The sequence below is a fragment of the Mycobacterium sp. MUNTM1 genome (assembly GCF_054660795.1).
The window spans coordinates 1-647 of sequence record NZ_BAAGDE010000149.1; the positions used below are offsets into that span (position 1 = coordinate 1).

The following is a 647-nucleotide window of genomic DNA, read 5'->3' on the forward strand; positions in this document are numbered from 1 at the left end:
TCAGTAGCGCCCGAAGGCGATGGCCACGTTGTGTCCGCCGAAGCCGAACGAGTTGTTGATCGCGTACTCGTAGTTGCCGGGGCGGGGTTTGCCGGCCACGACGTCGAGGTCGATTTCGGGGTCGAGGTTTTCCAGGTTGAGCGTGGGCGGGACCACCTGGTCGCGCAGGGCGAGCACGGTCAGGATGGATTCGACGGCGCCGACGGCGCCCACCGAGTGGCCAAGCGCGGCCTTGGGGGCGTAGACGGCGGCGTTGCCGCCGTGCGGGCCCAGCGCGTTGTTGATGGCCTTGCTCTCGGCGACGTCGCCGACCGAGGTGCCGGTGGCGTGGGCGTTGACGTGGTGGATGTCGGACGGGGACAGCCCGGCGAGCTGGATGGCGCGGCTCATCGCGTGTCCGGCGCGCAGGCCGTTGGGGTCGGGGGCGACCATGTGGTAGCCGTCGGAGGTGATGCTGGCGCCCATGATGCGGGCCAAGATGGTGGCGCCGCGGGCTTTGGCGTGTTCCTCGGTTTCGATGACCATCAGCGCGCCGGCCTCGCCGAACACGAAGCCGGTGCGGTCGCGGTCGAACGGGCGGCACGCGCCGACCGGGTCGTCGTTTTTGGTCGACATCACGATGCGCATCTGGGCGAACGCCGCGATCG

At 69.7% G+C, this 647-nt stretch carries 1 pseudogene; it reads right to left on the reverse strand.

Annotated features, from left to right (window positions below):
• A pseudogene (gene kasB, locus ACYQ8K_RS30170) lies at positions 1 to 647 on the reverse strand (3-oxoacyl-ACP synthase KasB); the annotation flags it as partial.